General features: G+C 57.7%; 1 protein-coding gene. It reads right to left on the reverse strand.

Features of this window, described 5'->3' with window-relative positions; translation table 11 throughout:
- A partial coding sequence (locus K9U40_RS23140; protein ID WP_282892421.1) for a type I restriction-modification system subunit M N-terminal domain-containing protein occupies positions 1-418 on the reverse strand: 418 nt, incomplete at its 3' end.
- Positions 419-756: the final 338 nt, after the last annotated feature.

The following is a 756-nucleotide window of genomic DNA, read 5'->3' on the forward strand; positions in this document are numbered from 1 at the left end:
ACTCGAAGCCGTGAAGCTTGCGCTGCACGGCAGTTGCATTGCCTTTGAGCTTGGGGTTCTCGACCTCGATGTGGGTCAAGGCGTCGTCAATGCGCTTGCCGATGTCGGGCTGCTTGGCGGCGTTGCGCAGTGCCTCCCACCGTGCGCCTTCGGGCACCCAGAAGACGTTGACCTCTTTGTAATAGTCGCGGTCTTCCAGCTCAGCTTCGATGTCGGCGGGGTCGGCGTCGCCGTAGAAGTATTCGTCGTCGGGGTTGGTGAGGCGGGCCGTCAGCTCGGCCCGGCGGGCGGCGAAGGTGTCAGAGATGTATTTGACGAAGATGAGGCCGAGCACCAGGTGCTTGTATTCGGCGGCGTCCATGTTGGCGCGCAACTTGTCGGCGGTGGCCCAGAGGGTTTTTTTGATGTCGTCGAGCATGGAGACTGAGAGAGTTTGGCAGCTCAATCCGGCTCGAAAGAGTGGATTGAACACATAGAAATCACTCGTCCCATCTTACCGTCACGATCACAGATGGATACAGGTTCCTGCGTTCGTTCAACTGTCTTAAGGGCGCAGGCTTCAAATTGAATGGCAACCTACCTGGCCAACGCTCCCTGGCGACAGCGCTTCACTCGTTTCCTTCGCAGTCGTTCATATTCGACCTGCACATGATCAAAAACGTCGCCCCCAGGGGCATGCTTTCGAAGAGGTTGCACCGGGGACTTGCTTCGTCTAAACCGCAGCTCAGTCAGTTTCTGAGGGTGCACGTTTTCAGG

The organism is Xanthobacter autotrophicus (genome assembly GCF_030015065.1).
Taxonomy (GTDB): domain Bacteria; phylum Pseudomonadota; class Alphaproteobacteria; order Rhizobiales; family Xanthobacteraceae; genus Xanthobacter; species Xanthobacter autotrophicus_D.